An 18,396-nucleotide genomic window follows, 5' to 3' on the forward strand; every position below is an offset into this window, starting at 1 on the left:
CATGCCCGTCGAGGTTGGCGCCGAAGCGCCCGACTTCCTGCTCAAGGACCAGAACAACCAGGAGGTACGGCTCGCCGACTTCCGTGGCCGCAAGACCGTGCTGCTCGTCTTCTACCCGCTCGCGTTCACCGGCGTCTGCCAGGGCGAGCTGTCCGAGGTGCGGGACAACCTCGACGAGTACGCCAACGACGACGTCCAGGTGCTGACCGTCAGCGTCGACTCCGTGTACGCCCACAAGATCTGGGCCGAGCAGGAGGGCTTCCAGTTCCCGCTGCTCGCCGACTTCTGGCCGCACGGCGCGGTCGCCCAGGCGTACGGCGTCTTCAACGACGTCGCGGGCATCGCCAACCGGGGCACCTTCGTCATCGACAAGGCCGGCGTGGTCCGCTTCGCGGAGATGAACATGCCCGGCGAGGCGCGCGATCAGCAGGGCTGGCGCAAGGCGCTGGCCGAGGCCGCCGCTGCCTGAGTCCCACACCCAGGTACGTCGTTCGACCGGGCCGGAGGCGGGCAGGTAAGCTGGCCGCTCCGGCCCGCCGTACGGGCGTTCCGGGCGCGTAGCTCAGTGGGAGAGCACTCGCCTTACAAGCGAGGGGTCGCAGGTTCGAAACCTGCCGCGCCCACCACACACCACCAGCGAAAACCGACCCAGGAAGATCACTCCCCAGGGCGGTGACAGCAACGATGACAGCAGTAGCGCTCACGAGAGCTTTCCGTCGAGCTTCCCGAGCGCCTGCCGCATGGCATCAAGGTTGGCGTGCGAATAGATCTTGAGGGTGATCTTCACGTCGGCATGCCGGGCTATTGCCTGGACGACGTGCGGTGGGACGCCCAGCTCCATCAGTAGGGACACGACGGTGTGTCGCAGGTCGTGCAACCATACGTCCGGGCAGCCGGCCGCTTCCCGAAGCCTCGCGAAGTGCCGGTTCAGGTTCCGAGGTTCCATCGGCGTGCCGACTTCGGAGGGGAAGACAAGGCCGTGGTCCTGCCACACCTCGGCCAGCCGCGAACGTTCCTTGCGTTGCCGTTCCCGCCTAGGGTGATGTGCAGAACCGTCCCGACTGAACACTGACGCCGTTATCCTTCATACCCTCGATTATCCGTCGAACCGGCCAACTGTTAGAGTACCTGCCCACTGCCGCCCGAGCGCCGGGCAGCCTCTGAACGATCGCCATTCTAATCAGCATGAGTGATAGACGAGCGGCATAGATGGTGTGGAGCCCGTCTGGAAAGTCGCCGCGATCGGCATGCTTAATCGTGTTATACGTATCTGCCAATGCCCGAGCGAGTTCGACGCTGCCATCCGCGATCTGCGAAGTATCGATGCCAACGGACTCGATAATGCGGTAGAAGTAGGTCGCCGTAGTCTGCACCTTCTTCTTGCCGGCCAAGGTGGGTTCCTCGCCCTCAATCGGACCCAGTGCAGCCCCCAGAGCCTCGATGCTCATTGAGGCGTTGACTACCCTGTCCTCGGCGAACACGTTCGATCTCTGCATCGTTGAGGCGATGGGCAAGATAAACCGCCGTGAGTTGTCGTACTCTCGGGCCCACCAACTCAAACTTTCGGGCGAAAGGTCCTTAGTGGCTAGAATCGGCCAGTCCGACGCTTCCGCTCCCGAGCTTTGCGCGTAGTGATCGGCAACTGTGCTAGCGGTGATCAGCCGCTCATAATCCGCACCATGGATTCTTCCGTCAAGTGTTCGCACGCCGAAGCGTTGGTCACGAATAGAATGGCCAAGAAAGCGCGCCCCAGTTCCTAGAATCAGCGACATCAAGTTGCGAAACTTGCGATGCTCCACGAGATGATCGGACACCGGGCGGGGCTCACGGAACCGGCTTTCAAGAACCGTGTCGTCCGTTAGATGGATGCCGGGACGCGTCTTGCCATCGTGTTTCCAGTGCGTCTTTAGCGTCATTCGTGCAGTACCCTGCAGCCAGTTAAGGCCCTGGCTCGATTCGACGGTGTATCTGATTCGGTTGCCCCGACGTTGCCGAGGGACCGCGATCCGCTCGCTTTCCCACTTTACTGACGACAGCCCCGACCATTTAGCCAAGCCGTCTATGTGAGATACGAGAGTAGTCACTCGCAGCTCGTCATCGATGTTGCCGGTACGCTCCGCGAATACAGCCTCTTGAATCCGCAGTCGGCCGAGGTCGAGGTATGAGCCTTCAACAGCTCCGGTGTTTCTGCACCCAAATAGCGAAATCTGAAGATTTTCTGATCTGAACAGGAGATTCTTCGGTGCTTGTTCCTGACGAAACCACTGCGATGGGACAGCGAACTGGTCGGTGCCAAAGCCGATATACGGGATTTCGGCAAGGACACCGAGTCTTGGATCGATCCAAAGCGCACCAACAACACACGGCGCATCCTCGTTTTCCGCGTGGATGAACACTCCGGTCCGCTTGTCTCCCGGCTCGAGGCCCGATTGTCCCACGTCCGCCCCTGCCTCACGGCTGCCGTCTTCTGTGGCCTTACCTGCATACATCCGTGCTGGGGAAACCCCCCGCCCCTACGCAGTGGATGAGGCGCGCAGAGTCTACAAGCGCGAGGCCGTTTTTGGGCCCCTCCGTGAGCACGACGCCTACCAGGTGGTCCACGAGGAGGCTAAGTGAAGGTGACAAGTGCAGGCCGCCCGGTGCATGCCCGGTAGACCGGTCAACAAGGGTCAGCAGCGGTCGCCGCCGCCGTCTTCCTCGTACGATCAGCGGAGAGCCAGCCTGATCACAAGCACCACTGCGCTCGCCAACGTCGAGTTCAAGGCACCTTCCAAACTGACCGTGCGAGGATGAGCGGCCATGAGCCCCGACGATTGGAGCTTGCTCGACGGCAGAGCCGAGCGAGCAAGGCGCTCGTGGCTGGCGATCAAGTCGGCACTGACTGTGGGTGAACGAGTCCGCGTGCAGGTGCTCGCGGCGATGCCGTTCGGTGTCTTCGTCGAGATCGACGGCCAGCCGGATGCGCTTGGGCTGCTGGAGATAACCGCGCTCCCGCGCGGCAGCGAGCTTCCAACTGCTGGCGATTACTTCGATGCAGTAGTGGTCGACCATGCCGCTCACAACTGGCAGGTGAGACTACGGCCAGCCGAACTCGAAGCCGGCGGCTGAGTGACTAGCTGGGTGACGATCGGGGTGTACTGGACCGGACGCCCGTGGACGACGACGGACACGAGCGCCAGCGTATGGCGGAGGTCGGCCCAGGTAGAGACGCCCTGATTGTTGCCTGAGGGTCAAGGAGTCCCACGGGGGTGGCAGCCCGCTAGCCAATTGGTACGGCGGCGTGTTGAAGAGATGAGGGCGAGTCGCGAGCCAATAGGGTGCCCGCATGGGTTGGATGGAGTTCGTCTCGTCCCTCTCCGGTCATCTCCTCTCGTGGCCGGTCGTCGTCGCGGTGGTTGTAGTGATATTTCGGAGGCCGTTGCGCGAGCTAATCGGGCGTATCAGGTCATATGAGGGTCTAGGGCAGAGGATTGACTTCGGCGAGAAGCTCGCAGGGGCGGAGGACTCCGTGGACCAGGCCGTCGGCGGCATTGAGACCGATCAGGGTGTTGCCGCAGACGAAGACTTGACCACGGAAAGCCCGCTCGTCCGCGAGGCCGAGGCGAACCCGTCCTTCGTGATCATCTCTGCATGGGAACGCCTTACCGGAGCACTAGCGGATTTGGTCGGTGCAACCACTAACGGTATATCGCGCCGACCTACAAGAGCGCCCGCTTCCATGCTGAGAGAACTCGAACGCAGCGAGGTTGTCAACGCCGCGTATGTGAGAGCAGTAGATGACCTCCGCGCACTCCGAAATCAGGTCGCCCACGGTCAACACAACCCAACAGCCGGTGAAGCCATCGCCTACGCGGATTCGGCTGAGGAGTTGGTTCGTGCGGCGCAGGTTTTGGCCGATCTGCACGCGCATCGACGGAGGACGCAGGGTGGGGCCACTGCCCCCAAGGATGATGGTGACGCAAGCGCTGCACGGCCGGCAGGTGCGCCACAGCAGCGTACTGAGTGACCGCTCGGGTAGCGCCTCCGGTTGACTGGCCCAAGCGGCACTGCCGACAGCAACGATGACAGCAACGGTCCTGGACGGCGACAGTGGCCGGCGGGTGTGTGCGGACGGTCGCCCGAGGTGGCGGACGCGGACGGACTCAGCCGGACCGAGCGCCCAGAACTTACAAGCGGGGGGTCGCAGGTTCGAAACCTGCCACGTCCACCACAGATGAACAGGGCCCGGCGCGGTGACAGCACGAGAGTCGCCGTTGAGCTGACCGGCGGTGAGGTCAGGCGCTCCAGCCACCGACGCCGCCACTGCCGGTGTTGCCGCCGTCCGTTCGGTTCCGGTGGTCGTCGAGCCTGCGGCGGGCCTCGGCGGATGCTTGGAGGTCACGCACCTGGCCGCCGTCGACTGGTGCCTGCCGGCTACGGCGCCACAGTGCGACCGCAGCCACGGCAGCCGCGATGATGAGCAGAAGGATGAGCCAGCGCACTTCGACCTCCCTGGGTGAGATGCCTGCCCTCAGTGTGCGCAGCCGGTCAAGGCTGGTTCCAGGGCGCCCCGACGACGAGACGGGGCGAAGCTCGATGACGTGCTGGGTGGCGTCAGTTCAACCCCGAGGCCGCCTTGTCAGCGCTCGGGCAGCAGACGTCGCTGTTCGATCAGCACACCTAGGCCTCGCTGGGCCCGGGGCGACCTGCATCTGTTGACGTTCATGCAAGGATCTGAGGCGTGATTCTCCAGAGAAGGGGCAGTGCCTCGTAGGCAACCTCGATCACTTCGCCGCCGCGTACCCGTCGCGGGAAGCCCATGGGCCCGTTATCGGGATGTTCCTGGGCTCTCCGGTCGCGCGAACGCTGCCGACCGTCTCGTGGAAGGGCGGCGGTGGCTGCCAGGCACGGTGGCCGCCGCGGTCAGGATCTGGGGCGTGTACGCATACGGCAGCCAGCGTCGGTGGAAGCCGTGGGAAGCGGAGTTCGCCTGCTCCTGCTGTGGCGACGCCTGGGCACGACTGCGCTTGGAAGAGACAATCGTCTCGCTGCCAGGCCATGCCAGCCGAGAGCTTCGAGCTGTTGTCGATCGCCTGGACGACGCTTTGTTGAGGCGTATCCATCACGATCCTCAGACGTCCGGTGACGACCGCTGGTGGCTGCGCCGCTGTTGATTCAGCGGAAGATGCCCTGTTCGGATCGGCAGCGAAACGTTGGCCGGTGCGAACAGCGGCGATCGCGACGTCGGCGAACCTGACCTGTCGGCAGGTGCACGTCGATCTTAAGGTCACAGCAACGGGGAGCAGCAGGGCCGGCGAGCGGAGGCCGGCTGGAGATCGGGCCCGGAGCCGTACCCTCCGGGGCTGTGGAACTGGACGACGCATCGCGGGGCAGGGCGCTGGCCCTCGTTCGAGAACTGCGCGACCCGGCCACTCCTGACGAGGAGACGGGGGCGAAGCTCGAGGAGCTGGAGCGGATCGTGCGCTGCCCGCACGTCATCACCCTGATGTTCTTCAATCAGCCCGAGTTGACCGATGAGGAGGTGGTGGCGGAAGCCCTCGCGTACGAGCCGTTTGCCCTCTGAGCACTGCGCCACGACAGCGACGGTGCGGTCAGGCGGGATGATCGTGCAGCAACGACCGCGCCGCATCCTTCATGGCCGCCACCGCCTCCTCCGTCTGATCCGGCGCTGCGCCGCAATCGGCGTACAGGTGGAGGAAGCGGTAGCCCACCTCGCGCAGCTTTTCCGGGGGAGAGTAGGACGACTGCCAGTAGATCTCGTGCGCCAGGTCCTCGGGATCGCCCTCTCCGTCGATGATGCTCGCCGCTGCCGCCCGCATGAGGTGCAGCCGGGCGCCGCTCTCGTCCGGGACCGGCGAGCCGAGTTCCTCCATCGCCTGCCGGAACAGGTCGACGGCTTCCCGGGACTGGCCCTTCGACAGACCGGCGAGCTCCCGCAGGCTCGGCGAGTCGACACCACGGGCCAGAGCATGCGCGGCTGCCATCGCCAGGTCGTCGCCGACCGGCTCGTCTATCGCCAGCCGGACGGCAAGGTCGCGCAGTCGCTCCATCCCCGAGAGGCTAGGCGGTGCGCGGGGCGTGCAGCCGGACAGCGGTCGTGACGGCAGCCCGGGACAATGCGTCGATGGCTCGATCGGATGTGTCGCACCGCGTACAGGATCTCTGGGCCGGCCTCGCCGGTGTCGCCACCAGCTTCCCGGCGGACGGCGTGCGGGTGGTCGTCTCCGCCGGGTCGCGGCTGTGCCCGCCGGCCTGGGCCGGCATCGTGGTGCTGGAAAGCTCGGGGATCGCCACCGCGCCGGACGCTGCCGCCGCCCGTTTCCTACGCGAATCGCTCATGGGACGGCCACTTCGGTCGGCCGTCGAGGACGGGTGGTGGGACGGGGAGCGCGGCGTGATGGACGTGCTCGGTCCCGCCTCGCTGGCGTACCTCGACGAGCGTGAGTTCCGGCCGGAGACGGCGACCGCTGAGGTGGCCCGGTTGTCGCCGGGGCACCCGGACCTCGATCGGCTGGTCGCGGACGTTTCCGCGGATGACCTCGCGGAGAGCGGGATCGGTGAGATCACCTCTCCGGTGTTCGTCGTCCGGGACGCCGTACGAGTGGTGGCGGCGGCGGGGTACCACAACTGGCCACACGCGGTCGCTCATCTCTGCGTGCTGACCAGCTCTCGCTTCCGGGGCCGCGGGCTGGCCCGTGCGGTGGCGTCCGCCGCGGTCGCGGAGGCGCTTGCGAACCGGCTGCTGCCGCAGTGGCGCGCACGCCCCGAGCCCTCACGACGGGTCGCTCGCCGGCTCGGCTTCCGCGAACTCGGAGCCCAGGTGAGCATCAGGCTGGCGGCGTCCGCCCTCGGGACGCGGCCACCCGACGGGTCAGCGGATGCCCGCCTCGTGGAGCCGCCGGGTGGCGTCGGGGTCGATGCTGGTCCGCACGAGCGAACCGGGCGCGTCTGACGATCCGGTGCTGAACGCGGCCACCAGCAGCACGACGACCAGCACCGGCATCAACAGCGTCCGAACCAGCATGGCCCAGCACGCCTTCAGGCCGATCCGGCTGCCGTCCCTGGCCCGTACGAGCTGGGTGCCGGTGAGCAGCGCGCCGAGCGCGCGGCCGTTGCCGTAGCAGAGGCCGTAGAGCAGCGGCACCACCACGAGCAACGAGAGGCTCGCCCCGGCGGCGAAGTTGTCGGACAGGGTGACCGCGCGGTCCACCAGGGCCAGGGCGACGACGCCCGCCCCGACACCGAACAGGAACACCGTGAAGTCGACGAGCCAGGCCATGATCTGTGCCCCGGTGCCGGCCCGGACGTACAGGCCGCCGTTGCCGAACGTCGCGATCCGCTTTGCCCTCCGGGGGCCGAGTACGTGCTCCGCCTGCGCCCGGGCGGCTTCCAGCCGGGTCAGTGGCTGGCCCGTGGCGCGGACTGTCACAGCGCTCTCCTGTTGTGTCGTGGGCAGCGGTGGTTTCGCCGGATCCGGACGCCGTGCCGTGTCGTACTCCGAGTGCAGAGTAGTCGGCGCCAGAACAAGGCCACGGCGCTATGTCGCTGAGGTGTTGTACCGGTCCAGCGTCGCCTTGGAGGTCGAGGCGTCGCGGAAGACAAGCTCCCACGGGCCGGTGTTCACGTCCATGTCCTTACCGAACCCGACCCACTTTCCGGCCATCCGCCGGCCCGTCGGCTCGGCCAGGAGTTGGATCGCTCCGTGATAGCGGGCGCCTCGGTAGTAGCCGGCCGGGTCGGTCTGCTCCACCCAGGTGCCGGTGACAACGGCACCGTCCACGGTCAGGTCCAGCGACAGAGATGAGGACGCCGATCCGGGCAGGCTGCGGGCGGTCAGCCTGTCGCCGTGCTGCAGCAGGACGACGAAGTGCTGTCCGGCGAAGGACTCCTCCCGTCCGCTGGAGTAGTACTGGTAGCGGCTGAGCCACACGCCCTCGTACGACCTGTGCGCCGTGCTGGGCTTGGCAGCCGGCGTCGGCGTGGCCAGGTTCGATACGGGTGAGGTCAGGTCGTGGCCACCCTGCGGGTCGTCGGCCACGTGCCCACCGGGCACCGCGGCGAAGCCGAGCAGTGAGATGGGCAGGCCGGTGACGACCTCCAGCGCGCGGGCGTAGACGGGGCGCGGTGCGGCGATCGCACCGGACTCCCATCGCTGGACGAGTCGCTTGTTGGCGTCGTTGGGCTCGCCGACGCGGTGGCCCGCGGCTTGGAGCGCGCGGGCGAAGTCGTCCTGGCTCATGCGCATCCCGGTACGGACGCCGCGGAGAACCGTGTTGGGGGCGGTCATGCCCTCCACGATAGTGCTGTGTCGCCTCAATGTCGCCACCTATGTGGTCGGATTGTCGGCTCTTGTGCCGTCGCGATCGGTGACACCCGGACGTCACTGTGGACAGGCGACGGCAGAGGCCGCCGCGTTTTCCCTGGCGGAGGTGAAGATGCCGAGCACTGGCGACGAACCGTCGGTGAGCCGGAGCGAACAGATCCGCGCGGTGGGCCGACGGGCGACAAAGAGGCGACCTCTGACCACTGCTGAGGCGGCTTGCGGCGAAGGTGTCGGTTGGCTCGGCACCGCACTGTCCCGGTTCGAGATCCTGATGCTCCTGCGGCGGCGCGTCGGTCGGTGCCTGTCGCCGTCGGCGGTTTCCGGCATCGGTGAGCGCATCCAGGCGATGGAGCAGGAGATCGCCAGACGTCGTTTGCTGGACCAGGCGCGAGGCGGGCAACGGTCCCCGGACGGCGACGCCTCGCGGGAACGCCGCGTCTCGTACGACACGTACCTGTCGGCCGCCGCGTTGACGTTCGCCCGGCGGCATCGGCCGGTGTGGTGCTGGCGGCGGTGGAGACGGGTTTGCTGGTGCGGAGCCGAGCTGCCCTGTCATTCGCGGCATCGGCTTCCGATCAATCGTGGTCACTGGCCACAGGCGAGCGACAAGTGATCGCCGGGCCGGAGGAGACGATCCTCGCGGTACACGTGCGGGGACTCGACGGCATGTGTGCCGGGTGCCGGGCGTGGTGGGCACGGCTCACGCCGTACCCGTGCTGGCAGGCGGAATGGGCGACGAGTCGGCAGGCGCGGGCGATCACCGCGCGGTTCCTGGAGGGTGCGCGGTGACCACCCACGGTCCGGTCATGCCGGTGTGGAGCTGCGGCGGCTGCGACCTGCCGTGGCCGTGCCCCACTCGCAGGCGTGAGCTGCGGGCGGAGTACGCCGGCGCGCCGGTGTCACTGGCTCTGTATCTCGGCGCCTACCTCGTGCAAGCCTCCGAGGACATGCCCTGGGCGCCTGCCGGCGCGCTGCACCGCCGCTTCGTCGGGTGGACCCGGGAGGCGGGTCCGCAGGGGCGGTGACTGCTCAGAGTCGTCGCTCCCGCAGCCGCCGCCGGAACCGCATCCACTCGGCCGGTACGACGAGGCAGCCCGCCACCGCGGGCGGCACGGTCACCAGGAAGTCCGGCCACCGCCAGATCGGCGCGTCCGCTTCCCGCAGGTGGGTGGGGTGCCGGGGGTCGTACCGGACCGCTATCACGTCGCCCGCGGCCGGCCGGTGCACCGGGTTCTCCAGGATCGCCGTCGTGCCCACCGGCCCCGACAGGTAGACGACGTTCAGGGACTTGCCGGGCCCTTCGTAGTTGGCGCGCACCACCTGCGCGTCGCCGATCCGGCCCCTGGTCTCCAGCATGCGGTTCTCCCACACCTGCCACCCGGCGAAGGTCAGGAACAGCGCGGTGAACAGGGACGTGACGAGCAGCCAGAGACCGGCTGTCAGCACGGTCGCCCCCTCGCCCCGTAGCAGGCCGAGGACGACCTCCTCGTAGCGCGAGGGGCGGCTGACGGGGCCGGCGCCCGCTCCGTCGACAGACATCCCGCCGCTCCTTCGCCGACTGCCCCGGACATCCACGGTAGCCAGCGCGCCCAGCCCGGTGGGGAATAGGTGACGAGAAGCCGATATGACTGAGAGGCATAAATATGCCTCTCAGTCATATCGTTCGAAGCACTCAGTCTTCCGGCCGGGCATCACCCTCCGTGACCGAACGACCTGGCACCGCCGGGGCGGTGAGCGACAGCGTGGGCCACGCCGCCAGGTCGTGGAGCATCTGCCGGTCGTGGGTGGCGACGACCACCGCGGCCCTCGTCGTCAGCAGGGCGGCGGTGAGGTCGTCGACCAGCGGCGCCGACAGGTGGTTGGTGGGTTCGTCGAGGATCAGCAGGTCGGGACGTTCGGCCAGGCGCAGCGCCAGGTTCAGCCGCCGTTGCTGTCCGTGCGACATCCGGCCGACGGGGGTACGCCGGGCCTCGGCGTCGAGCAGGTTCGTCGCGCTCAGCGGCAGGGCCGTGCCGGAGTCGACGCGCCCGGCGGAGCGCAACCGGCCCACGTGCTGCTCGTACAGGTCGTGGGCGAGCAGCGCCGGCGGCCAGTCGGGCACCTCCTGACCGAGGTACGCGACGCGCGCCCCGGACAGGTGCCGGACCTCCCCGGTCGACGGCGTGAGGTCACCGGCCAGCACGGAGAGCAGCGTCGACTTGCCCGCGCCGTTGGGTCCGGTCACCAGCAGGCGGTCCCCGCCGTCGAGCGTGAGCGTGACCGGGGTACGCAGGCGCCCGGCCACTGTCACGTCGTGGCAGCGCAGGATCGGCAGTCCGGGACGGGTGTCCAGCGGTGGCCAGCGCAGCGGCTGCGGTGGCTCCGGCACGGTGACGCGGTGCGCGTCGAGCGCCTCCTGCCGGCGGCGCAGCGCCTGGACCAGTCCGGGCGCGCGGGACTGGCGCTGGTGCTTGCCGTGTCCCTTCTCCGGCCGCCAGCCGGTGCTGAGGCGGTCCTGCGCCTCCCGTACCCCGTCGGCCAGCCGCTGGTGCTCGGCCTGCTGCGCCTCGTGGTCGCGTACCCAGTGCGCGAAGTCGCGGCGGCGCCCGTCCTGCCAGGCGGCGTAGTCCCCGGCGTAGCGGCGCGGGCGCCCGTCCGCGCTGGGGTCGAGGTCCAGGAACTCCGTGGCGACGTCCCGCAGCAGGGCGCGGTCGTGGGTCACCAGCACGACGCCGCCCGGGTGGTCGCGTAGCCGGGCGGTGAGGAAGGCCAGGCTGTCCGCGTCGAGGTGGTTGGTCGGCTCGTCCAGCATCAGCAGGTCCACCCGCGCTCCCAGCAGGCACGCCAGCCGGACCCGGTAGCGCTGGCCGACGGACAGCGTGGCCAGTTCCCGGTCCCGGTCCGGGCAGGCGTCGAGGCCGGCCAGCGCCACGTCGACGCGCCGCTGCGCGTCCCAGGCGTCCAGCCGGGTCGCCGCGTCCAGGGCGGCGGCGTACGCGTCGTCCGCGCCCGCCCGGCCCTCGGTGAGCGCGATCGCGGCCTCGTCGAACGCCCGCAGCGCGCGTTCGGACTCCCGGATCGCCTCCCGGACGAGCGTGCCCACCGTCTCGCCGTGGCGCGACTCCAGGTTCTGCCGGGCGACGCCGATCGTGCCCAGCCGTTCCACCACGCCCTGGTCGGGAGCGATGAGGCCGGCCAGCACGTGCAGCAGGGTGGTCTTGCCACGGCCGTTCTCGCCGACGACCGCCAGGCGGGAACCGGCGGAGACGGTCACGCTGACGTCGGACAGCACGACCCGGCCGCCGAGTACGACGCGGACGCCGTCGGCCCGCACGTGCGCCCGGTGCCCGGCGGGCAGCGAACCGCCCGAGGTGGATGGGAAGGAAGGAATGTTGTCGAGGTTGTGCACAGTCCGCTCTTCGGCTCGTCATGGAGCCGGGCAGCGCGAGGACACCGCCCGGCGGGAACGCCGGGACGGCGGAGCAGAGCTGGTACGTCAGAAGAAGCCGGTCACCCTGCCGCCGTCAGCGGAGGGACCAGGGCTTCATGACAGCGGCGAAGAACCTCATGCGGCAAACAGTACCCGGCTCCGGGCCGGAGATCACCGGAGTTACCGGCGGAGGCGGGCGGAGGCCTCGGCGTCGAGCAGGTCGTTCACCGCCAACGCCGAGTTGATCAGGGCGAGGTGGCTGAACGCCTGCGGATAGTTGCCGATCTGCTCACCGGTGGAGGCGATCTCCTCGGCGTAGAGCCCGAGGTGGTTGCTGAAGGTGAACATCTTCTCCAGGGTGAGCCGGGCGTCGTCCAGCCGGCCGGAGCGGGCCAGCGCCTCCACGTACCAGAACGTGCACATGTTGAACGTGCCCTCGTGGCCGGGGAGCCCGTCGGGGGAGTGGACCGGGTCGTACCGGTGAACGAGGCTGTCCGAGACCAGGTCCCGCTCGATCGACTCGAGGGTGGACAACCACAGCGGGTCGGTGGGCGTGACGAAGCCGACCGCCGGCATGTAGAGGAGAGCGGCGTCGAGCACGTTCTCGTCGTACGCCTGCACGAAGCTGCCGCGTTCCCGGTGGAAACCGCGGGCCATGACCTGGTTGTAGATCCGGTTGCGTTGTTCGGTCCAGCAGCTCATGTCCCCGGGGCGGCCGGTACGGGTGGCCAGCCGGATGGCGCGGTCCAGCGCCACCCACGACATCACCCGGCCGAACGTGTAGTTGCGGGGGTGGTGGCGGCTCTCCCAGATGCCGGCGTCGCGCTGGTCCCAGTTGTGGCAGAGCCAGTCGATCAGCCGTACGGTGCTCTTCCACACCTGGTGCGACACCCGGATGCCCTGCTCGTCGGCGAGGTGCATGGCGTAGAGCGCCTCGCCGTGGATGTCGAGCTGGATCTGGTCGGCGGCGCCGTTGCCGATCCGTACCGGACGGGAGCCGCGGTAGCCCTCCAGGTGGTCGAGCACCTCCTCGTGCAGGTCCGAGGACCCGTCCACCCGGTACATGATCTTCAGTGGGTCCTGGTGGTCGCCGGCCTCGCGGATGCGTTCGTCCAGCCAGTCCATGTACCGGCTGACCTCCTCGGTGAACCCGAGGCCGAGCAGCGCGTGCACGGAGAACGAGGTGTCGCGTACCCAGGTGTAGCGGTAGTCCCAGTTGCGGGAGCCGCCGACCAGCTCGGGCAGCGCGGCGGTCGGCGCGGCGATCATCGCGCCGGTCGGCGCGTACGTCATGAGCTTGAGCGTGATGGCCGAGCGCTCGACCATCTCCCGCCAGCGCCCGGTGTAGCGGGAGCGCTCGACCCAGCGCCGCCAGTAGTCCCGGGTCCACTCGAACATGCCCTGGACCTCTTCCGGCGGGATGATCCTGGGCTCGTCGCTGCCGGTCTCCAGGACCACCCCGCCGGTGTCGCCCTCCTGCAACGTGCCGTAGGCGATCAGGTCGCCGTCCTCCATGCGGATCTCGCCGGTCTTGGCCCAGAGCTGCCGCACCGGATCGATCGGGTTGAAGGCGAGCGTCGCCGACCGGCTCCGGAACAGGTAACCGTTGCGGTGTCGCTCCAGCTCGTGGCTCTCCCGGGCGAAGTCGAAGCGCGGCCGGCACTCCACCCGGAACCGCATGCTGCCGCGCACCATGTTGACCATGCGCACGATGCGGTGCGAGTCGGTGACCCGCTCGCCGGTCACCGGCATGAAGTCCATCACCTCGGCGACGCCGTCCGCGCTGATGAACCGGGTGATCAGGATCGGCGTGCCGGGGAGGTAGAGCTGCTTCGTGACGTACCGGACGTCGTGCGGGGCGATCTGGAAGAAGCCGCCCTTGTCCTTGTCCAGCAACGCGCAGAAGACGCTGGGCGAGTCGAAGCGCGGCGCGCAGAACCAGTCGATCGTCCCGTCACAGGTCACCAGCGCCGCGGTCTGGAGGTCGCCGATGAGCCCGTGATCCTCGATCGCCGGATAGCTCTTCACGTCGCCCCCCAGGTTCCGACTGCCCTCTCCGACTCAACCTAGGGGAAGAATTGTCAGGTTAGAGGGGATTCGTGGTCACCCACCCTCGCGCGTCACGCCGCGCCTCGACCGCCCGGCGGGTCTCCTCGTTCACCAGTTCCGCGTTGATCATCGCCGCGGTCCGGGCACCAGCCGCGGCAGCGGCCCCGACCTGCGCCGACAGGTCGGTCACGTTGCCCGCGACCCACACCCCGGGCACCTCGGTACGCCCCGACTCGTCGGCCGGCAGGTACTCGCCCATCCCGCTGGGGTGCGGTTGCGGGCGAAGTCCCAGTCCGGCCAGGAAGCCGGTGCGCGCGACCATCCGGGGCGCGACGGTCAGCACCTCCCGGTCGACGGTGCGGCCGTCGCGCAGGCGTACCCCGGTCACCCGGTCCCCGGCCGTCTCGACGGCCGCGACCTCGCCCTCGACCACCGGCACGCCGCGGGCGGCGAGCTGCTCGGCCTGCTCGTCGGTCAGCGGCGGCGCGGTGTGCCGCAGGTAGACCACGTCGTCGCTCCACTGCCGGAACAGCAGCGTCTGGTGCACCGACATCGGGCCGCTGCCGATCACCCCGATCGGCCGGTCCCGCACCTCCCAGCCGTGGCAGTACGGGCAGTGCACCAGGTCCCGGCCCCAGCGCTCGCGCAGGCCCGGCACCTCGGGCAGCTCGTCGACCAGGCCGGTGGCGACCAGCACATGACCGGCGCGTACCCGCCGGCCGTCGGCGAGCGTCACCTCGAAGCCGTCGCCGTCGCGGCTCACCGACTCGACCCGGCCCTCGGCCAGGTGCCCGCCGTAGCCGCGGACCTCGTCCCGGCCGCGTGCCAGCAGCTCGGCCGGCGGTACGCCGTCGTGGCCCAGCAGCGCGTGTACGCCGTCGGCGGGCGCGTTGCGCGGTTCGCCGCCGTCCACCACGAGCACCGACCGGCGTGCCCGGGCCAGCATCAGCGCGCCGCTCAGCCCGGCCGCGCCGCCGCCGATCACCAGTACCTCGTAGTCCTCACGTAGCTCGGTCATCGTGACCACCTCCGCGACCAGACTGCGACGGGGAAGCGCAGAACCGCAAACTCTCTTGCTGATGTGGCAAACTGGGGGCATGGATGTCGACCTCGACCAGGCCCTCGACGCGGTCGGTCCCCGGCTGCGCGCGCTGCGGCGTGAGCGGGAGACCACGCTCACCGATCTCTCCGCCGCCACCGGCATCTCGGTGAGCACGCTGTCCCGGCTGGAGTCCGGCGGCCGCAAGCCCACCCTCGAACTGCTGCTCCCGCTCGCCCGCGCGCACGGCGTGACGCTGGACGAGCTGGTCGGCGCCCCGCCCACCGGCGACCCGCGCGTCCACCTGCGGCCGGTCGCCGCGTTCGGGATGACCATGCTGCCGCTCACCCGCCGCGCCGGCGGCATCCAGGCGTACAAGCTGATCATCCCGGCCGGCGGCCGGTCCGAGCCCGAGCCGAAGACCCACGAGGGGTACGAGTGGGTCTACGTGCTCAACGGGCGGCTGCGGCTCGTGCTCGGCGAGCACGACCTGGTTATGGTCCCCGGTGAGGCGGCCGAGTTCGACACCCGCGTACCGCACTGGTTCGGGCGTGCCGACAGCGAGGGGGTGGAGTTCCTCAGCCTCTTCGGCAGCCAGGGCGAACGCGCCCACCTGCGCGCCCGCCCCCGCGCGTCGAGCTGAGCGGCGACGGTAAACACGCCCGCCGCGGCATCGGCGGCGCGACGATCGGCGGGTGAGCTATGCGGACGTCGGCGGGCTGCGGATCTGGTACGAGGAGCACGGGGCCGGCAAACCGCTGGTCCTGCTGCACGGCGAGTACGGCTCGACGGAGACGTTCGCGCCGGTCCGCCCGGCGCTGGCCACGCGCCGGCGGCTGATCGCCGTCGACCTGCAGGGCCACGGCCGCACCGCCGACGTGGACCGGCCGCTGCGGTACGAGTCGATGGCCGACGACGTCGCCGGGCTGCTGCGGCACCTCGGCCTGCCCCGGGCCGACGTGCTCGGCTACTCCCTCGGCGGCGGGGTGGCCCTGCGTACCGCGATCCAGCACCCCGACCTGGTCCGGCGCCTGGTGCTGGTCTCCACGCCGTTCCGGCGGCGCGGCTGGTACCCGGAGACGCTCGCCGCGATGTCCGCCCACGACGAGCGCGTCGCGCAACGGATGCGCGGCACCCCGCTCCACGAGCGGTACGCGCGGGTGGCGCCCCGCCCGCAGGACTGGCAGGCGCTCTGGGCCCGCTGCGGCGAGCTGCTGCGGCGGGACTACGACTGGTCCGCCGAGGTGGCCGCGCTGCCGATGCCGGTGCTGCTGGTCTTCGCCGACGCGGACGAGATCCCGGTGAGCCACGCGGCGGAGTTCTTCGGCCTGCTCGGCGGCGGCCACCGGGACGCGGGCGGCGACGGAACCGGCCGCCCCGCGTCCCGGCTGGCGGTGCTGCCCGGGCTGACCCACTACGACGTGCTGACCTCGCCCGCGCTGCCGGCGGCGGTGCTGCCGTTCCTCACCCATCCGGCGCGCGCCCCGGGCTGACTCAGCCCACCAGCGCCGGGGTGTCCGCGCCCGCCGTCGTGCGCGGGCGCAGCAGCGCGTACGCGAGCCCGACGGCGACCACGAGCAGCCCCGCGCCGATCGCGAACGCCAGGTGGAACCCGCTGGTCAGCGCGGTGGCCCGGTCGTCGCCGAGCGCGAGGCGGTCCGCGGTACGGGCGGCGGCCAGCGTGGACAGCACCGCTACGCCGAACGCCATGCCGAGCTGCTGGGTGGTGTTGAACAGCCCGGAGGCGAGACCGGCGTCGTCGGGGCGGGCGGCGGACATGCCGAGCGCGGTCAGCGCCGGCAGCACCAGCCCGAACCCGCCGGCGAGCAGCATCACCGGGAGCACGTCGGGCAGGTAGCGGCCGTCCACCGGTATGCGGGCCAGCCACGCGAACATGGCGACGAGCAGGACGAGCCCGGCCAGCAGCACCGCCCGCTCGCCGAACCGGGCGTTGAGCCGGGCGGAGACGCCCAGCGACACCGCGCCGATGACGACTGCCGCCGGGAGCAGGGCCAGCCCGGTGCCTGTGGCGTCGTAGCCGAGCACCTGCTGGAGGTAGAGCGTGACGAGCACCTGGAACGCGAACGTCGACGCCACGGTGAGGATCTGGACCACGTTCGCCACCGCCACGCCGCGCGAGCGCAGGATCCGCAGCGGCATGAGCGGGCGGCGTGCGGTCGCCTGCCGGACGACGAACCCGGCGACCAGCGCGACGGCGAGCGCGCCGAGGCCGAGCGTGCGCGCCGACGTCGCCCCGTACCGCTCGATCGTGACCACCGTGTAGATGCCGAGCACCAGTCCGGCGGTGACCAGCAGCGCGCCCGCCACGTCGGCCCCGGCCTCCAGGCCCAGGCCCCGGTCGGCGGGCAGCGTACGGACCGCGAGCGCGATCGTGGCCAGGCCGATCGGCAGGTTGATCAGGAAGATCCAGTGCCAGCCCAGCGCGTCGGTGAGCAGGCCGCCGGCGACCTGGCCGATGGCCGCCCCGGCCGCGCCGGTGAAGGCGAACACGGCGATCGCCCGGCCCCGCTCGGCGGCGTCGGGAAAGAGCGTGACCAGGATGCCGAGGCTCACCGCGACCGCCGCCGCGCTGCCGACACCCTGGAGGAAGCGGGCCGCGACGAGCGTGGCGCTGTTCGCCGCCACCCCGGCCAGCACCGAGGCGGCGGTGAACAGCGCGGTGCCGCCGAGGAACATCGCCCGGCGTCCGACCAGGTCGCCCAGGCGGCCGGCGAGCAGGAGCAGGCTGCCGAACGCGATCAGGTACGCGTTCACCACCCAGCTCAGGCCGGCCGGGGAGAAGCGCAGGTCGCGCTGGATGGCCGGCATCGCCACGGTGACGATGCTGCCGTCGAGGATGGTCATCAGGGCGCTGGTGGCGAGCACGCCGAGCGCGACCCGACGCGAGCGGGGAGCGGACATGGAGTCCTCCTGTCGAGAGGTGCGACAGGAGAGACCGTAACGGATAGTCCCGTTGCAGACAATCTATTGAGGGACTATTGGCGGGCTCGGCGGGCCGGCTTCGGGCTCTGCACCGGCGTGGCCAAATGGCCGGCGGCCAGGCGCTCCAGCGCGCGCAGGAAGACCGCCCGCTCGTCCTCCGGCAGGCTCGCCAGCGCCTCGGCGTGCACCCGGTCGACGATCTCCTGGCTGCGCGCGGCCACCCGGGCGCCCTCCTCGGTGACCGCGATGATCCGGGCCCGCCGGTCGGTACGCGACGGACGCCGCACCGCCAGCCCGGCCTGCTCCAGCGCGTCCACCGTCACCACCATCGTCGTCTTGTCCATGTCGCCCATCTCGGCGAGCTGGATCTGCGTACGCTCCTCGGGCAGCGCGTGCGCGAGCACGCAGTGCATCCGCGCGGTCAGCCCGATCTCGGCCAGGGCCGCCGCCACCCGGGTGCGCAGCACATGACTGGTGTGGTCGAGCAGGTACGACAGGTCCGGGGTGCTCATCCGCCCAGCGTACCGATGGGTCCGTGGCGGATGATCCGGCGCGGACCCGGTCGGACCGCGGATACGATCTTGTGAGATGTCGTCGGCAGGAGAGGTTCGGTGCGGTGAGCGACGTGCACGG

20 protein-coding genes, 1 tRNA gene and 1 pseudogene are annotated in these 18,396 nt (G+C 69.8%); 10 read left to right on the top strand and 12 right to left on the bottom strand.

The window, feature by feature from the left end:
- Position 1: 1 nt before the first annotated feature.
- Both A8711_RS18510 and A8711_RS18515 read left to right on the top strand, forming a co-directional pair.
- On the top strand, positions 2 to 469 hold the full coding sequence (locus tag A8711_RS18510; protein WP_043329219.1) for a peroxiredoxin: 468 nt from the start codon (positions 2 to 4) through the stop codon (positions 467 to 469).
- A gap of 82 nt (positions 470 to 551) precedes the next feature.
- Positions 552 to 626: transfer RNA gene (locus A8711_RS18515), tRNA-Val, on the top strand.
- 74 nt (positions 627 to 700) lie between these two features.
- On the opposite strand, the gene A8711_RS18520 is transcribed toward A8711_RS18515, so the two are convergent.
- On the bottom strand, positions 701 to 1,069 hold the full coding sequence (locus tag A8711_RS18520) for a tyrosine-type recombinase/integrase (RefSeq protein WP_233607726.1): 369 nt from the start codon (positions 1,067 to 1,069) through the stop codon (positions 701 to 703).
- Positions 1,035 to 2,489 (bottom strand): hypothetical protein, encoded by a 1,455-nt coding sequence (locus tag A8711_RS32070; RefSeq protein WP_124778851.1) that lies wholly within the window; start codon positions 2,487 to 2,489, stop codon positions 1,035 to 1,037. Before A8711_RS32070 ends, A8711_RS18520 begins: the two co-directional genes overlap by 35 nt.
- Before the next feature lie 310 nt (positions 2,490 to 2,799).
- Between A8711_RS32070 and A8711_RS32875 the strand changes: the two genes are divergently transcribed.
- The gene (locus tag A8711_RS32875; protein WP_233607727.1) at positions 2,800 to 3,108 is read left to right on the top strand and encodes a hypothetical protein; all 309 of its coding nucleotides are present in this window, start codon (positions 2,800 to 2,802) and stop codon (positions 3,106 to 3,108) included.
- A gap of 217 nt (positions 3,109 to 3,325) precedes the next feature.
- The gene (locus tag A8711_RS32075; RefSeq protein WP_141707672.1) at positions 3,326 to 4,006 is read left to right on the top strand and encodes a hypothetical protein; all 681 of its coding nucleotides are present in this window, start codon (positions 3,326 to 3,328) and stop codon (positions 4,004 to 4,006) included.
- A 268-nt stretch (positions 4,007 to 4,274) separates the two neighbouring features.
- Here the strand turns inward: A8711_RS32075 and A8711_RS32080 are convergent, their stop codons facing one another.
- Complete coding sequence (locus A8711_RS32080) at positions 4,275 to 4,481, bottom strand: hypothetical protein (protein ID WP_124778853.1); 207 nt, start codon at positions 4,479 to 4,481, stop codon at positions 4,275 to 4,277.
- Between the two features lie 863 nt (positions 4,482 to 5,344).
- Between A8711_RS32080 and A8711_RS18535 the strand changes: the two genes are divergently transcribed.
- Positions 5,345 to 5,563, top strand: coding sequence for a hypothetical protein (locus tag A8711_RS18535; protein ID WP_069088923.1), 219 nt, complete (start codon positions 5,345 to 5,347; stop codon positions 5,561 to 5,563).
- Between the two features lie 28 nt (positions 5,564 to 5,591).
- On the opposite strand, the gene A8711_RS18540 is transcribed toward A8711_RS18535, so the two are convergent.
- A complete protein-coding gene (locus A8711_RS18540) occupies positions 5,592 to 6,050 on the bottom strand; it encodes a hypothetical protein (RefSeq protein ID WP_069088924.1) in 459 nt (152 codons plus the stop codon).
- 74 nt (positions 6,051 to 6,124) lie between these two features.
- Between A8711_RS18540 and A8711_RS18545 the strand changes: the two genes are divergently transcribed.
- Positions 6,125 to 6,952, top strand: a complete 828-nt coding sequence (locus tag A8711_RS18545) for a GNAT family N-acetyltransferase (RefSeq protein ID WP_083297047.1) — start codon at positions 6,125 to 6,127, stop codon at positions 6,950 to 6,952.
- Here the strand turns inward: A8711_RS18545 and A8711_RS18550 are convergent.
- The gene (locus tag A8711_RS18550) at positions 6,872 to 7,429 is read right to left on the bottom strand and encodes an RDD family protein (RefSeq protein ID WP_069088926.1); all 558 of its coding nucleotides are present in this window, start codon (positions 7,427 to 7,429) and stop codon (positions 6,872 to 6,874) included. The genes A8711_RS18545 and A8711_RS18550 overlap by 81 nt on opposite strands.
- A gap of 108 nt (positions 7,430 to 7,537) precedes the next feature.
- Positions 7,538 to 8,296, bottom strand: coding sequence for a DNA-binding transcriptional regulator (locus A8711_RS18555; protein WP_124778854.1), 759 nt, complete (start codon positions 8,294 to 8,296; stop codon positions 7,538 to 7,540).
- A 435-nt stretch (positions 8,297 to 8,731) separates the two neighbouring features.
- Between A8711_RS18555 and A8711_RS33185 the strand changes: the two are divergent.
- Positions 8,732 to 9,112, top strand: a pseudogene (locus A8711_RS33185) (hypothetical protein); the annotation flags it as partial.
- Positions 9,109 to 9,348: a hypothetical protein gene (locus A8711_RS18565; protein ID WP_064448242.1), complete on the top strand. Its 240-nt coding sequence runs from the start codon at positions 9,109 to 9,111 to the stop codon at positions 9,346 to 9,348. The pseudogene A8711_RS33185 and the gene A8711_RS18565, both read left to right, overlap by 4 nt.
- Positions 9,349 to 9,352: 4 nt before the next feature.
- Here the strand turns inward: A8711_RS18565 and A8711_RS18570 are convergent, their stop codons facing one another.
- The 4 genes from A8711_RS18570 to A8711_RS18585 all read right to left on the bottom strand — a co-directional run bounded on the left by A8711_RS18570 (position 9,353) and on the right by A8711_RS18585 (position 14,799).
- Positions 9,353 to 9,862 (bottom strand): hypothetical protein, encoded by a 510-nt coding sequence (locus A8711_RS18570; protein WP_069088929.1) that lies wholly within the window; start codon positions 9,860 to 9,862, stop codon positions 9,353 to 9,355.
- Positions 9,863 to 9,995: 133 nt separating this feature from the next.
- Positions 9,996 to 11,711, bottom strand: a complete 1,716-nt coding sequence (locus A8711_RS18575) for an ABC-F family ATP-binding cassette domain-containing protein (protein WP_233607729.1) — start codon at positions 11,709 to 11,711, stop codon at positions 9,996 to 9,998.
- A gap of 201 nt (positions 11,712 to 11,912) precedes the next feature.
- Positions 11,913 to 13,760: a glycoside hydrolase family 15 protein gene (locus A8711_RS18580; RefSeq protein ID WP_069088930.1), complete on the bottom strand. Its 1,848-nt coding sequence runs from the start codon at positions 13,758 to 13,760 to the stop codon at positions 11,913 to 11,915.
- A 58-nt stretch (positions 13,761 to 13,818) separates the two neighbouring features.
- Complete coding sequence (locus A8711_RS18585) at positions 13,819 to 14,799, bottom strand: NAD(P)/FAD-dependent oxidoreductase (RefSeq protein WP_069089117.1); 981 nt, start codon at positions 14,797 to 14,799, stop codon at positions 13,819 to 13,821.
- A 79-nt stretch (positions 14,800 to 14,878) separates the two neighbouring features.
- Between A8711_RS18585 and A8711_RS18590 the strand changes: the two genes are divergently transcribed.
- Together A8711_RS18590 and A8711_RS18595 are read left to right on the top strand one after the other, a co-directional pair.
- Entirely contained in the window at positions 14,879 to 15,463 is a 585-nt protein-coding gene (locus tag A8711_RS18590; RefSeq protein WP_064448246.1) for a helix-turn-helix domain-containing protein, read from the top strand.
- Positions 15,464 to 15,515: 52 nt separating this feature from the next.
- The gene (locus A8711_RS18595) at positions 15,516 to 16,313 is read left to right on the top strand and encodes an alpha/beta fold hydrolase (RefSeq protein ID WP_069088931.1); all 798 of its coding nucleotides are present in this window, start codon (positions 15,516 to 15,518) and stop codon (positions 16,311 to 16,313) included.
- A gap of 1 nt (position 16,314) precedes the next feature.
- Here the strand turns inward: A8711_RS18595 and A8711_RS18600 are convergent, their stop codons facing one another.
- A complete protein-coding gene (locus A8711_RS18600) occupies positions 16,315 to 17,742 on the bottom strand; it encodes an MFS transporter (RefSeq protein WP_069088932.1) in 1,428 nt (475 codons plus the stop codon).
- 74 nt (positions 17,743 to 17,816) lie between these two features.
- The gene (locus tag A8711_RS18605) at positions 17,817 to 18,275 is read right to left on the bottom strand and encodes a MarR family winged helix-turn-helix transcriptional regulator (RefSeq protein WP_069088933.1); all 459 of its coding nucleotides are present in this window, start codon (positions 18,273 to 18,275) and stop codon (positions 17,817 to 17,819) included.
- Between the last annotated feature and the right edge of the window lie 121 nt (positions 18,276 to 18,396).

Origin of the sequence: Micromonospora sp. II (assembly GCF_001709195.1) — a bacterium.
In the GTDB taxonomy this organism is placed as follows: Bacteria; Actinomycetota; Actinomycetes; order Mycobacteriales; family Micromonosporaceae; genus Micromonospora; species Micromonospora chalcea.

Coding starts and splice junctions, on each gene's coding strand:
- A8711_RS18510 (WP_043329219.1), top strand. CDS start 2: ATGCCCGTCGAGGTTGGCGCCGAAGCGCCCGACTTCCTGCTCAAGGAC.
- A8711_RS32070 (WP_124778851.1), bottom strand. CDS start 2,489: ATGTATGCAGGTAAGGCCACAGAAGACGGCAGCCGTGAGGCAGGGGCG.
- A8711_RS32875 (WP_233607727.1), top strand. CDS start 2,800: ATGAGCCCCGACGATTGGAGCTTGCTCGACGGCAGAGCCGAGCGAGCA.
- A8711_RS32075 (WP_141707672.1), top strand. CDS start 3,326: ATGGGTTGGATGGAGTTCGTCTCGTCCCTCTCCGGTCATCTCCTCTCG.
- A8711_RS18540 (WP_069088924.1), bottom strand. CDS start 6,050: ATGGAGCGACTGCGCGACCTTGCCGTCCGGCTGGCGATAGACGAGCCG.
- A8711_RS18545 (WP_083297047.1), top strand. CDS start 6,125: ATGGCTCGATCGGATGTGTCGCACCGCGTACAGGATCTCTGGGCCGGC.
- A8711_RS18570 (WP_069088929.1), bottom strand. CDS start 9,862: ATGTCTGTCGACGGAGCGGGCGCCGGCCCCGTCAGCCGCCCCTCGCGC.
- A8711_RS18585 (WP_069089117.1), bottom strand. CDS start 14,799: ATGACCGAGCTACGTGAGGACTACGAGGTACTGGTGATCGGCGGCGGC.
- A8711_RS18590 (WP_064448246.1), top strand. CDS start 14,879: ATGGATGTCGACCTCGACCAGGCCCTCGACGCGGTCGGTCCCCGGCTG.
- A8711_RS18600 (WP_069088932.1), bottom strand. CDS start 17,742: ATGTCCGCTCCCCGCTCGCGTCGGGTCGCGCTCGGCGTGCTCGCCACC.
- A8711_RS18605 (WP_069088933.1), bottom strand. CDS start 18,275: ATGAGCACCCCGGACCTGTCGTACCTGCTCGACCACACCAGTCATGTG.